Source organism: Nostoc mirabile CHAB5784, assembly GCF_020829645.1.
GTDB lineage: Bacteria > Cyanobacteriota > Cyanobacteriia > Cyanobacteriales > Nostocaceae > Nostoc > Nostoc mirabile.
On the sequence record NZ_JAIVFS010000160.1, the window covers coordinates 1 to 11,693 of the forward strand.

11 protein-coding genes and 1 pseudogene are annotated in these 11,693 nt (G+C 42.3%); 7 read left to right on the top strand and 5 right to left on the bottom strand.

What is annotated here, in order from left to right; translation table 11 throughout:
• Nucleotides 1–271: 271 nt before the first annotated feature.
• The 3 genes from LC653_RS41495 to LC653_RS41505 all read right to left on the bottom strand — a co-directional run bounded on the left by LC653_RS41495 (nt 272) and on the right by LC653_RS41505 (nt 3,524).
• Nucleotides 272–922 (bottom strand): sigma-70 family RNA polymerase sigma factor, encoded by a 651-nt coding sequence (locus LC653_RS41495; RefSeq protein ID WP_229483019.1) that lies wholly within the window; start codon nt 920–922, stop codon nt 272–274.
• A 209-nt stretch (nt 923–1,131) separates the two neighbouring features.
• Nucleotides 1,132–2,520 carry a DUF2330 domain-containing protein gene (locus LC653_RS41500; RefSeq protein ID WP_229501125.1) on the bottom strand — a complete coding sequence of 463 codons (1,389 nt, stop codon included), beginning with the start codon at nt 2,518–2,520 and terminating at the stop codon, nt 1,132–1,134.
• A 71-nt stretch (nt 2,521–2,591) separates the two neighbouring features.
• The gene (locus LC653_RS41505; RefSeq protein WP_229501126.1) at nt 2,592–3,524 is read right to left on the bottom strand and encodes an RnfABCDGE type electron transport complex subunit D; all 933 of its coding nucleotides are present in this window, start codon (nt 3,522–3,524) and stop codon (nt 2,592–2,594) included.
• Nucleotides 3,525–3,854: 330 nt separating this feature from the next.
• Between LC653_RS41505 and LC653_RS41510 the strand changes: the two genes are divergently transcribed.
• Nucleotides 3,855–4,532, top strand: a complete 678-nt coding sequence (locus LC653_RS41510) for a polysaccharide deacetylase family protein (protein WP_229501127.1) — start codon at nt 3,855–3,857, stop codon at nt 4,530–4,532.
• 348 nt (nt 4,533–4,880) lie between these two features.
• On the opposite strand, the gene LC653_RS41515 is transcribed toward LC653_RS41510, so the two are convergent.
• Nucleotides 4,881–5,315 carry a hypothetical protein gene (locus tag LC653_RS41515; RefSeq protein WP_229483006.1) on the bottom strand — a complete coding sequence of 145 codons (435 nt, stop codon included), beginning with the start codon at nt 5,313–5,315 and terminating at the stop codon, nt 4,881–4,883.
• A gap of 371 nt (nt 5,316–5,686) precedes the next feature.
• Here LC653_RS41515 and LC653_RS41520 point away from each other — a divergent pair, with 371 nt between their 5' ends.
• The gene (locus tag LC653_RS41520) at nt 5,687–6,451 is read left to right on the top strand and encodes an HIRAN domain-containing protein (protein ID WP_229501128.1); all 765 of its coding nucleotides are present in this window, start codon (nt 5,687–5,689) and stop codon (nt 6,449–6,451) included.
• On the opposite strand, the gene LC653_RS41525 is transcribed toward LC653_RS41520, so the two are convergent.
• A complete protein-coding gene (locus LC653_RS41525) occupies nt 6,448–7,425 on the bottom strand; it encodes a carbohydrate kinase family protein (protein ID WP_229501129.1) in 978 nt (325 codons plus the stop codon). The genes LC653_RS41520 and LC653_RS41525 overlap by 4 nt on opposite strands.
• A 363-nt stretch (nt 7,426–7,788) precedes the next feature.
• On the opposite strand from LC653_RS41525, the gene pedR reads away from it, so the two are divergent.
• The 5 genes and pseudogenes from pedR to LC653_RS41550 all read left to right on the top strand — a co-directional run.
• On the top strand, nt 7,789–8,052 hold the full coding sequence (gene pedR / locus LC653_RS41530) for a photosynthetic electron transport-dependent transcriptional regulator PedR (RefSeq protein WP_069073632.1): 264 nt from the start codon (nt 7,789–7,791) through the stop codon (nt 8,050–8,052).
• Between the two features lie 375 nt (nt 8,053–8,427).
• A complete protein-coding gene (locus tag LC653_RS41535; RefSeq protein WP_229501130.1) occupies nt 8,428–9,135 on the top strand; it encodes a DUF6391 domain-containing protein in 708 nt (235 codons plus the stop codon).
• Between the two features lie 235 nt (nt 9,136–9,370).
• Nucleotides 9,371–10,366 (top strand): glycosyltransferase, encoded by a 996-nt coding sequence (locus LC653_RS41540; protein WP_229501131.1) that lies wholly within the window; start codon nt 9,371–9,373, stop codon nt 10,364–10,366.
• 52 nt (nt 10,367–10,418) lie between these two features.
• A complete protein-coding gene (rfbB, locus tag LC653_RS41545; protein WP_229501132.1) occupies nt 10,419–11,495 on the top strand; it encodes a dTDP-glucose 4,6-dehydratase in 1,077 nt (358 codons plus the stop codon).
• Nucleotides 11,496–11,577: 82 nt separating this feature from the next.
• Nucleotides 11,578–11,693, top strand: a pseudogene (locus LC653_RS41550) (IS630 family transposase); the annotation flags it as partial.

An 11,693-nucleotide genomic window follows, 5' to 3' on the forward strand; every position in this document is an offset into this window, starting at 1 on the left:
ATATTTGATTACTTCTCAATATTTCCGACATAGCAGCGCCTGTATTGTTCACAGTCTTCAAGGAATTTCAAAAATCTCAGCAAATCAGAGCATTTTTCTCTCACCAGAGACATAAAAGAGCGTTATTAAACTTGAAGAACCCCACCCCGCAAGCGGGATTGGGGTTAGGTACTTTTATTACGGGTAATTTGGCGGACATGATATAAAACCTCTTAGAGGTCTTTTTATCTTTGGGAGAGTTCGCAACCGACTGGCTCTCCTTCCTCTTTGTTTATAACAATCCCTCTAATTCGGCGAATTTACGCAAACGTGGTAAACACTGGCGCTGATAAAAACTGCTTAATGTCGGAATTGACAGCCCAAATTCCTCAGATAATTCTTTCCAGCTAACTTCCGGGGGTAGGCGTTTAAGAATTAACATCTGACAATTCACATCTGGACGCCCTTTAATGTAAGTACCGCAAAGTTCTCCTTCAGAATCTGTCTTAGCCCATATCTCCAAGTCTTCCAAAATGGGAGGTGGTTGGGGGGTAGCTGGCAGGTTATCTACAGGATCAATGGTTTCTCTTATTCCACCCGATGTAGACTGACGAACCCGAAGATGGACTGTTGTGGCTTGTTCCCGGTTTTGGTTAATATAAAAGTCTTGTAGTCTCCGTTTTAGGTAAGCATTCAGCCAGGTGATGACACTGCCATAAGTGGGATTATAGATTTGACCTGTTAAACCTTCACAAACATTGCGGCAGAAATACAACCAAGTTTGTTGTAGTGCATCTTGATAGTAAGGAGTACTTTCTCTCCAGAGTCTACTTGCACTCAAGCGAATAATTTGCGTGAGCAGCTTCTGACGCTGAGGACTTCCAGATGGGTGTTCACAGGCTTCGCTAACTAAGCGGCGTAGGTGTTCATCGAATTGAACCATGAGAATCTTGGCGAAGAAGGCAAGAATATCTTAGTATTGCGTATAACAACACTCTAAAAAATTTTCGTCAAGATTTATTCATTGGGCATTGGGCATTGGGCATGGGGCATTGGGCATGGGGTATTGGGCATTGGGCATTGTTAAGACGCAGAGGGTAAAGAGGTAATTTTTATTCTCCCCCTGCCCCCTGCCTCTTTCTTCCCATTCCCTCAATCTAATCCAAACCAGGACTGGACATTTTCCAACCAGGTGTATGTGAGATCTCCGACACTCAGCTTCATTTTGTTGCGAATATCTTGGATATTTCCGTTGGTTAACCTAGCTAGAGTCTGCGCTTCTTGTTCAAAACGCTTGGGCAAAGACCGTTTGTATTCTTTACCTGCCTCACATTTAAGTTCCCCTTCAAATGGATATTGCAAAATATAACGCCCTTGGAATAATTCCCGGTTGGCAGTTTGCAGGAAAATCAAGTCTTCAGGGAATGTGTCGCGGGTGTAGCGGACATGCAAACGGGAGATGAAGACGTTAGTGTTCAAAACGGGAGGAGCAAACCTGGGGATTGGTCTAACCTTAATTTGCTTACTTAGAGAATTATCATTTAGCCAAAATACGCCTGCTTCCTTGAGTTCCTCTGGAGTCAGGGGATCGGCAGAACAAGGATCGCAACTACCCATATCCCAAGTGTATTCCAAAAAACCGACTCTCTTGCCTTCTTTGGTGTAAGCAGTTTGGAACAGGGATTTGTAGAATTCACCAAATTCATTTTTGATAAACACGGGAAGATTGACGTTGGAGGGGATTTTCACCGTCCGATAGTTAGTGAGTTGTGCTTCTCCTTGGGGCGAGAGGATATAGACAATTAAATCCTGCTCTGTCGTGGCATTTATCATGCCTAAACGAATTGGCAGCATGAACTTGGGTGATTGATAGGAAATTTGTAGCGGACGCAGGAGCTGGTAGCCAGATTCCTCAAATTTATCCAAGTTGACTTTGGCAACAAAGAATTTCATTGAGGAACGGATATAGGGCTGAAGTAACTGTTTCGCCCCTTGAGGGATTTTGTAGCCATTGCGTGTGAGCCAAGTTTCCAGTCCGTCAGATTCTTTAGCACTGAGGATCACGATGTCGTATTCGTCCACGTTGAAACTCGCTTCGACCGTTACACCCAAATCGCGATCGCTTATCTGAGGTGCGGCACTATTTAGTACTGCTGCTTGTGCATTGAAAAATAGGTTTCTGGAAAATAGTGGTAGTGGGGCACAAGGATCTGGGTCAAAATATTCCACCAATCGCGGCGCACTAAAATCATCTAGGCGCTCGATAATCTTGGGTAGGGCAACACGAACTTGCTCTTTTTGCAGCACCGTTGGCACTGGTACTACTATTGCAAAATCTTTGACTTCGCCTTGGTAGTCGTTTGCCATTGTTAGGACGGTGCGATCGCCATTCCGTGCGATCACTACCTGAGAAGCTTTGTTATACAGCTTCGTATCAGCTTTAGCTACATAAAATCCACAAAATGCCCAAGCTGCGGGTGCAAAGCAAAACACAGCGACAATTGTCAACAGTAATGGCGTTAAAAGCCTAAAAATCTTCATTTTTTATACCTCTATATAAAGTGCTAATTTCGGAGACGCGATTAATCGCGTCTGTACAAGAGGAGACGCGATTAATCGCGTCTGTACAAAAGTTGGGAGTTAGGAGTGCTAAGTAAAAGTTCTCCCCCTGCTCCCCCTGCTCCTTCATCTCCCATTTGCCAAGAAAATCGTGGGGCTAACCAGAGAATATCTAGCAAAATGCTCAACGGGGCTAGGATAAATAGTGCCCAGAAGACTGCGGTGGGAATAAAGAAATAATTCCGCAGGATGAAAGTTAATCCAGCGATGCAAGCTGCCCAAACTACCCGCCCAATTCGGGAATTGGGAATCGATCGCGGATCTGTAATCATAAATAGGGCGAACAACAACAACGAGCCGCTCATCAACCGATGCCAGTAAACATCCCAAGTCCAACCCAGCCAGAGATTGCGAATCGCTTCTAGCAAGGAATAGCTACCCAAAAAAGCGGCTGTGGTGTCCCAGCGACCAATGCGCTGCAAAGTCATGCCCCCAGTCCCGACAAATAACAGCGCATACCACCACTCTTCACCCCACTGTCCTGGCGAAACCCAAGCATCGGAGGTGAGAACTAAGGCGGAAATGATGCCAAAATTACCAGGGTTGAAGAAATGCTTCTCACCAAATTTAAAGAGAAATTTACTAGCGATCGCACTTGCTGCCGCTATTACCATTGTCGTCCAGTGATCAGCCCGCAACAGTAAACTGAGTCCGAGTGAGGTAATTAAAGCACTGCGAAGATTCGTAATTTGTCCTTTGTTATTAGTCATTTGTCCTACCCTGCAAGAAGCCGCTGGGGCGTCTATGTTGTTTGCCAATGACCAATGACTAATGACAAATGACAATACCGATTGGGTTACTAAACAAGTAGCGATCAATACCCCAATCAAGTCTGGTCGCAACGTCCAATCTCGTGTACTGATTCCCACGACTAGAAACAAGCCCAGAAATGAAATTTGATAATCTCGTATATCTTTGAACAGCATTAACTTTTCATGCAGTGTTTATTGGTAGATTTATCATCAATTTAGACGAGTGGTAGGTCAAAAAGTATTGCTCTAACAGATTTTTTACAAAATAGAGCATTGACATTCTCCAGCCGACCTTTCACAACTGGTTTTGGAGTGGTGATTGCCATGCCAAAGCGATCGCTGTGATGTTTGAACCTATAAGGAAGGCTTGTATCTGGAACTCTCTATTTGTACAGTAGGTAAGTTCCAGATATAAGCGAGTTAAGCTATGGTTCCCTCGTTTAACAGTTTCAAATTAAGTAATCAGTGTATTTATGCAAGATTATGCAAAAAAGAAAAAACTTTATGCAGCTAGCTCCCCTGTTCCCAATTTTCTACCGCATTCTCCAGCCAAGTTTTCCCAACTGCCTTTGGGCTGGAAATGCCAATGCTAAAGCGATCGCCCTGACTTTTGATGATGGGCCCCATCCTCAATACACACCCGAAGTCTTAGCAGTGTTAGATCGTTACAAGATTACAGCGAGTTTTTTTTGGTTGGGTGTTTGCGTCAACCGTTCACCAGCTATTGCTAAAGCTGTTAGCGATCGCGGACACTGGATCGGATTGCATGGCTACGATCATCGCTCTTTTGCCATGCTTTCTCCAAATCACCTGAAGGACAGTTTAGAAAAAACCCAAGCTGCCATCTACAATGCCTGCAATCTGCAACCTGAACAAGTGCGAGATGTCCGCCCCCCCAATGGTTTATTTACGCCTGCTACTTTAAAATTGTTCTTTCAGTGGAATTACCGCCCAGTTATGTGGAGTGTTGTACCAGAAGACTGGGTGCTACCAGGTGTAACCACTGTGGTAGAGCGAGTTATGCAGCAGGTCAAAAATGGTTCGCTGATTGTTTTACATGATGGTGCTTGTGGTGGACAAGATGTTGCTGCCACAATTCAAATTCTCATTCCGCAATTGCTACAACAAGGTTATGAGTTTGTGACTGTTGATACTCTATGGCAGCAAACTAAAACCAACTAAAGTATTAGCCTGTCAAGTTAAATAAAAATGTGGTGCTGGAGTGTTTAGTACTCAAAGTTAGCGATCGCCAATTTTAATTATTGGATAGCGATTGCATCAAGCTAGTTTACCTCAAAGGCTCTTTTGAAGTCATTCAAAAGCAGCTGCAAGAGCGCCACAATTCAGTTTATGACCAGAAAACTCCTCAATAGCCAGTTTTCAACTCTTGAGGAGCCAGCTAATGCTATGTCTGTAGATGTTTCCGAGCCGCCTCAAGTATTTGTGGAAAATATCAGAACGATTATAGAAATACCGAATTCTGTGAGGACTACAGGCTTTGGTATTACTAAGGTCGAGAAAGTTGAACAACTATTGTCCAATACCTATCCAGTTAATGTGGAATCTATTTTGGTTAGCAAAGGCAGGACTTAAAGTGCCATTATCCGAGAAGCGAACATAAACACGAAAACCTGTTGGTGTTGGAGAATAAATTGCTGACCCTCCAGTAGTCGCCCAGTGATAACCATCACCACCTATAGATGTAACGTATTTTGGAGTAGAGGTAAAATTTGCTCCACTAGTATCTACATCAACATAAATTCCGTTTATAGAGATAGAGCCTACGTAAGGTTGCCAATTTGTAGCACCCGGTGTTGTAGAACCAGCAGCAATTTTTGTGATACCAACAACAACAGCAGTACTACTTGTCTGAGCTTGAGCTACAGTAGACTGTACTAGTGGAAAACATAATGCTGTTGTAGTAAACAAAGTTAAAGTAGATGCAATAAACTGTTTTGTCTTCATTAGCCTTAAATCCTTTTGTTACACTAGACATCTCCAAAGCATTAATATTCTGTGCTAAAAGAAAATTAGGAGAAGTTTTTTGACATCAAAATATGAAACTATTGTTTGATGACTCTATAATCTTGTTACTAAGTATATACGTAAAAGTGCAGCTTACACCTAAATTTTTGTAAACGTATAATTAAGTTAATAAATGCAGGCGTGTTAGTAACAACTAAATTCTCTAAGGGGTATTACAACGATTCGGATACGGTTGGCGAAATATTGCTTAACATTAAGCGTATTCCATCAGATCGCATATCGCAAACAGCAATTTAATTTGCACAAAAGATATTGGAGTTAAATCAAAGTAAGCTGCTGGACACCCTACTATGAAAACACTTTTTTTAGCTTGGCAAGATCCTAAAAGTCGCGCTTGGCTTCCCATTGGTCGCCTAACATTTGACGGGAAAAAATATCAGTTTGTATATACGCAAGGTGCTGTTAAAGCTCAAACTGAACATAATTTTCAGCTATTATATTCCTTCCCAGACTTGAACAAAGAATACGCATCAGTTGAACTATTCCCCTTGTTTTCTAATCGATTAATGCGACGCTCTCGCCCTGACTACAAAAATTATATTGAATCGCTAAATATTCCACAAGGAGAAGACGATCCAATTAGCGTTCTTTCTCGGAGCGGTGGACGCAAGGTAACAGATTATTTTGAAGTTTTCCCCTGTCCAGAACCAGATGAGAATGGTTTATACCATATCCATTTTTTTGCACATGGACTGCGACACCTTCCTGCTTGTGCAACTGAACGGATTAATCAATTACAAACGGGTGAACTCTTATATTTAGCTAACGAATTTCAAAATCCCCATGACCCGCGTGCATTGCTTTTATGCACCGAGGATCATCACATCGTAGGTTATTGTCCTCGGTATATTGTGGATGATGTTTTTAAACTCAAGAACAAAAATTCAGAACTTCTAAAAGTAAAAGTTGAGCGGGTTAATCCAGTACCCACACCACTCCAACTACGTTTATTGTGCAATATGACCGCAGAATGGCATGAAGATTTTCGTCCATTTTCTAGTCGGGAGTATCAGCCTTTAGTGGCTGATATCCCAGTGACTTATGCTAGTTCCTAGAGTTGATGTGTGGCTAGAAAAGCTTCGACCTCAGCAGCAGTAGGTTGAGAAGCGATCGCACCTGGTTTAATGGTAGTCAGCGCTCCAACAGCACTAGCATAAGTAACAATGCGTTTTGCTGTTTCGGCATCCCGCAAGCTGTGGATGCCGTGGTGACTCAATTGGTGGATGAATCCTGCCAAAAAGCTATCCCCTGCACCAGTTGTATCAACTACGGGGATAGAAAATGAAGGTAATTTGCCTTCGTTCTCACCCAGACAATAGGTGCAACCGTTTTCTCCATCTGTTACTAGCACCCCTTCAATTGAAGCCAGACGGTAAGTGATGGCTCCGGGATCTGCGGTTTCAAATAGCCATTGGGCTTCTTCTTTGGAGAGTTTGAGGAAATCGACTCGCTTAAATAATTCTGGAATTTTTTGATGAGCGATGTTTGGCTCTTCCCAAAATACAGGACGCCAATTGACATCTAGCACAATCTTTAGGTCGTAATGTTCTGCTAACTCTAGAGCGCGGTGAATTGCCTCTTCACTTTCAGGATAGGCTAATTCCAAAGTACCCAAAACTAGAAAATCTGCCTCTTGAAACAGCGAATTTGGCAATTGTTTAGCTTGCAGGCGAGTATCGGCAAACTCTGCGGTGTCATGCTGACCAAATCCGGCGAAGGTGCGATCGCCTGCTAAATCCCGTGTAACATAAACTTGCCGCGTTGGTGCTGTAGGATGGCGTTGTACCCCCGTTGTCTCTACACCTACATCTTGTAATAGCTTGACCAGTGCATTCCCTGGTTCATCTTCACCAACGGCTCCGATAAATCCTGCTTTAGTCCCCAGCTTGACTAAAGCACAGGCTACGTTAGCTGGTGCCCCTCCTGGATAGGGAGTCCAGGATTTTACTTCTTCCAGCTTTAGCCCCAATTGATCGGCTAAACAATCAAACAAAACTTCACCGAGACACAAAACACGGGGATTGCTCATTTTATTTTAGATTTTAGATTTCGATTTTGGATTAGTAATTTACAGTATAAAATCTACAACAATTTTTGCTAATCTGTCGCCAGCCCTTCATAGAATTAAATAGCAATTTTTATTACTCCATAACATCTATATGCTTCTGAATATCATCCAACAAACCTAAGCATTTACACTAACTATTTATATAAATTTTGTATAACATAAAACTTATTTAATTTCATGGTTTATATTTTTGGCAAATTGAAATCCAAAGAAAATATTGACAATCGGATTACTGCTAATACTTGAAACCCCTCCCAACAAAAGAATCTTCTAGAATTAGAAAGAGTGATTAAGTACATATACCAAGGGAGGATAGAAATAGTCATGGCTGGTGGCAAGTCTGAGACCCCCGTTAGTCTGTCAGACAGAGAACTGCAAATTATCGACTTAGTAGCCGCTGGCTTAACTAACCAAGAGATTGCAGGAAAACTGGAGATTAGCAAGCGTACAGTTGATAACCATATCAGTAATATTCTTACCAAGACCGAGACAGAAAATCGAGTAGCTCTTGTCCGCTGGGCTTTACAGTGGGGCAAAGTCTGTTTGAATGATGTCAATTGCTGTACTCTGCCTAACCAGATCGAATAAACGATTTATTAGTAGCAACGTAATTGCTCTGGTCTGGTATAATGGCAAACCAATCTTGAGGTTTACTGATTATTTCCCTCTTCACGCCTAAGTTTTCAGTGTGAACACTCTACCAAAAGTTCCGAGTCCTTCACTCAGCCGGAGTTTATGTTAGTGGAGCCAGCTGACCCTCGGACTCGGAAACTATAAAAGATCAGAATTTCTTATTAAGCAGAACAGATGTAGGAATGGGAGAGCAATCTACAATGCCCAATGCCCCATGCCCCATGCCCAAACTCAAAAATCATCCACAAAAATTAGCAACAATTCAGTGGTGCAAGCGTTACATTTGAGAGAAATCTATGTTGCCCCATTGGCTTTGGGAGCAGTGTTCCAATGAATACTTCTGCTTCTTTTCAAAGTGGCTCGTCTCCCTTTGAATTTTTTAACTTTGATTTTAAGACACCTGGATCTGATAAAGTTCCGAGTATTGAAGACCAATTTTCAGACTTTCCGCAACCCACACAAGATGCCGACTTACTCAGACAGCTATCGTTTATTCCAGGGTTGAAAGAAATTCTGATGATACGGCAGGTTCACGCTTTAGAACACGCTACTGTTTGGGTTCTTAGCGAATCAAAAAGTGCCTATCCTGCCAAAGGAGAACCTACTAACGTTCAACTAGATAACGAACTATTAGGCGGTTTGTCTACTGAGCAGGGATTCTACCTCTATGGTGAGGTGAATATTAGTGATTTGCGGCGTGCGGTCATACTTGCTCGACATCGCCTCACCAGTGGAGAATGGGATTTGGCTGTACATCCCCGTTGCGGCACAAATTTATCAGTAGCAATGCTCTTAACAGCTGGACTAGCTGTGGGTGTGCATCTGTTACTACCATTTCGACCAATCGAGCAACTTATAGGTTTGGGGTTAGCAGCGACGACAGCCGCAGAACTTGCACCTGATTTAGGTTCTATGGCACAGCGTTACCTAACAACTGCCATTCCTTTTAATCTAACAATTGAAAATATTACCCATACACGCGACGTTTGGGGGCGTCAGGCATATTTTGTTAAAGTGGGCTGGCAAGAGTACGCATGAGGGGGATGAGGGAGACAAAAAAATTTTCTCCATAGTTTTCTCCATCTAGTACAGGTCGGCGGAAATAAACCTACCATTTCATTACAGCCAGAAAGCCCAAAATTAAAGCATGGGTGACTTTTGACACTTCAACTCCTTTCGACTGCGCTACTTCGGCTACGCTCAGTACAAGTCAAGGCAAGTCGCTCAGTGTTAACTTTTGACTTCCGCCTTGCGGTACTCCCCTAAAAAAATTATGAGAAAACTTTACTTCTTACTCCCCGGTACAGATGGCAAATTTGCCTGTGGTGGTCTTTGGGCTGAGTTAAAAGCACTTAATCTGGTTCAGCAGTTCTGTAGTGCTGGTGTTGTAACTTACCGTCAACGAGAAAAAGGTAAGCTTTTTATTGATGATTTGCTAAAAGAGCAAAATTTAAGTGATGTAATTTTTGTCATCAGTTGGGGATTTGATGTAGCTCAACTCGTGGCTAAACTTAAGCAATACAATGTCGTTTACCATGCACATAGTGCAGGTTATCCATTTACGCTACCTGCAAGTATTCCGATCATCACTGTTAGCCGCTATACAATGGGATATTGGGGAGAAAAATCACCCAACTCTCTGATTTATTATTTGCCAAATCAAATTTCTGATGAGTTTCAAAATTTAGGTCTGGAACGGGATATTGATGTTTTAGTTCAGGTTCGGAAGTCTTCTGAGTATTTAATGAAAGAGTTGATTCCAGCGTTACAAAAACAGTGTAAAGTATTGGTTGTTGATTCATACATAGAGGATTTACCTGGACTATTCAACCGAGCTAAGGTTTACCTGTATGATTCGGCTGAGTACTGGACACAACAGCGTGTTAGTGAAGGATTTGGTCTACAACCAATGGAAGCTCTTGCCTGTGGTTGTCAAGTATTTTCTAGTGTCAACGGTGGACTGGCTGATTACTTAGATCCTGGATTTAATTGCTATAAAATTGCTGGATATTCTCAAGAATATGATGTCCAACGTATTCTGAAGGTGATTGGTTCTTCAGTAGCTTTTAGTTTGACTGAAGAGTTTTTGGCTGAATATCGGACTGAAAACATTATTAAGCGTTTCCAAGTTATTCTGGATGAGTTAAATGAGTTTTTTGATCACAAAGTACAGCAGCCATCTAATATTAAGAGTTTGACGAGAATACGTATGGCAAAATTATTGGCACAGAGGATATATGGGAAGCTGAGGAAGAAATATTTTAAGTAATAGAAAAGAACCGCAGAGGCGCTGAGAACACAGAGAGAAGAGAGGAAATTGAATGAGTCGGCGGTTATTAGTTACTGGGGGTGCGGGGTTTATTGGGGCAAATTTTGTGCATCATTGGTGTCAGGTTTATCCAGATGACCGGGTGGTGGTGTTGGATGCGCTTACCTACGCGGGAAATCGTCTGAATTTGGCGCTGGTTGAGGGAAGAGAGAATTTTCAGTTTGTGCAGGGGGATATTTGCGATCGCACCATCATAGACGAGTTATTATCAACCGAAAATATAGATACCATCGCCCATTTTGCTGCTGAATCTCATGTTGATCGTTCAATTCTTGGGCCAACTGCTTTTGTACAAACTAATGTGGTAGGAACTTTCACCCTGTTAGAAGCTTTTCGGCAACATTGGGAGGCAAAAGCAAAGCCATCTGATTATCGTTTTCTACACGTTTCTACTGATGAAGTCTACGGTAGTTTGGGCCTAGATGATCCAGCTTTTTGTGAAACTACACCTTACGCTCCTAATAGTCCCTATTCAGCCTCGAAAGCCGGTAGTGATCACTTAGTGCGTGCTTATTACCATACTTACAATGTCCCGACAATTATCACAAATTGCTCTAATAACTACGGCCCTTATCAGTTTCCCGAAAAGCTAATTCCTCTGATGTGTATCAACACTTTAATAGGTAAGCCATTACCTGTTTATGGTGATGGGAAAAATGTGCGCGATTGGCTTTATGTGGGCGATCATTGTCGTGCTTTGGATGCGGTAATCAATCATGGTCAACCAGGCGAAACATACAATATTGGTGGTAACAATGAGGTGGAAAATCTCAATCTGGTGCAACTTTTGTGTCAGATGATGGATGAATTAGCACCTGATTTACCAGTACGTCCAGCAAAAGAGTTGATTACTTTTGTCAAGGATAGACCTGGACATGATAGGAGATATGCAATTAATGCGAACAAGATTAAAACTCAGCTTGGTTGGACGCCTTCAGTAACCATTGCTGAGGGTTTACGTTTAACAGTTGAATGGTATCTCAATCATCGTGATTGGTGGGAACCTCTGCTGTCTGCGGAATATCAAGCTTACTATCGCAAAAATTATAGCTATAGCCATGAAGATTAGGACGTAGACTATAAGAGTTCCAATTGCGTCTACCCCATTTCAATGGCCAAAGCAAGAGAGTGATGATTTCTGGCAAAAAGTCATGCAAGCGATTGAGTTGGACGGTCTCAAGAAGTGTGAGGCAAGCCTTCTGTTCAATATCAGTCGCAACACGATTAACTTGTGGTTTCAGCGCAAAGCCGAAACAGGTAATGTCAA

Bases quoted from the DNA above. Each gene is read 5' to 3' on its own strand.
- LC653_RS41540 (WP_229501131.1), top strand. From the start codon at position 9,371: ATGAGAAAACTTTACTTCTTACTCCCCGGTACAGATGGCAAATTTGCC.
- LC653_RS41505 (WP_229501126.1), bottom strand. From the start codon at position 3,524: ATGCTGTTCAAAGATATACGAGATTATCAAATTTCATTTCTGGGCTTG.
- LC653_RS41510 (WP_229501127.1), top strand. From the start codon at position 3,855: ATGCAGCTAGCTCCCCTGTTCCCAATTTTCTACCGCATTCTCCAGCCA.
- LC653_RS41495 (WP_229483019.1), bottom strand. From the start codon at position 922: ATGGTTCAATTCGATGAACACCTACGCCGCTTAGTTAGCGAAGCCTGT.
- pedR (WP_069073632.1), top strand. From the start codon at position 7,789: ATGGCTGGTGGCAAGTCTGAGACCCCCGTTAGTCTGTCAGACAGAGAA.
- LC653_RS41515 (WP_229483006.1), bottom strand. From the start codon at position 5,315: ATGAAGACAAAACAGTTTATTGCATCTACTTTAACTTTGTTTACTACA.
- LC653_RS41535 (WP_229501130.1), top strand. From the start codon at position 8,428: ATGAATACTTCTGCTTCTTTTCAAAGTGGCTCGTCTCCCTTTGAATTT.
- LC653_RS41525 (WP_229501129.1), bottom strand. From the start codon at position 7,425: ATGAGCAATCCCCGTGTTTTGTGTCTCGGTGAAGTTTTGTTTGATTGT.
- LC653_RS41500 (WP_229501125.1), bottom strand. From the start codon at position 2,520: ATGAAGATTTTTAGGCTTTTAACGCCATTACTGTTGACAATTGTCGCT.
- rfbB (WP_229501132.1), top strand. From the start codon at position 10,419: ATGAGTCGGCGGTTATTAGTTACTGGGGGTGCGGGGTTTATTGGGGCA.
- LC653_RS41520 (WP_229501128.1), top strand. From the start codon at position 5,687: ATGAAAACACTTTTTTTAGCTTGGCAAGATCCTAAAAGTCGCGCTTGG.